The 431-nt window shown below is 58.7% G+C and carries 1 protein-coding gene; it reads right to left on the bottom strand.

Annotation, left to right across the window (positions count from 1 at the left end; genetic code table 11):
- On the bottom strand, nt 1-431 hold a 431-nt coding region (locus tag Q3W56_RS20715), incomplete at both ends, for an MFS transporter (RefSeq protein WP_302896706.1).

Below are 431 nucleotides of genomic sequence, written 5' to 3' on the forward strand. Positions count from 1 at the left end.
CGGTATGCACAAGACGATGCACGCCAAGAGCGCGAGCCACGCATTACCGGTGCCCACCAGCCACAGCCACGGGAATGCCCATAGTGCCAGCCCGACCATTCCTCCGACGATGCACTTCGGCCTACCGATTCGGTCGGAGAGCCGTCCCGCAGCGACGATGAAAGCGAACGCGAAGATCATCGTCACCATGATTATCTGAAGCATTGTCTGACGACTGAATCCGACTGTCGCTGTTCCGTAGGACAACCCGAATACGGCCAGAACGTAGAACGAGACACCCGCACTCAGTGTGATGCCGGCAATGATCAGGCTTCGCAGAGGGTACTGGCGAACAATGGTGAGCGCCGGCGACCGATCGGCCTTGCCGGATTGCTTGACCTCGGTGAATGCAGGGCTCTCCTCGATTGTTCGCCGAAGATAGAATCCGAGGA

The organism is Bacillus sp. C28GYM-DRY-1 (assembly GCF_030519405.1).
Classification (GTDB): Bacteria; Bacillota; Bacilli; order Bacillales; family Bacillaceae; genus Bacillus; species Bacillus spizizenii_A.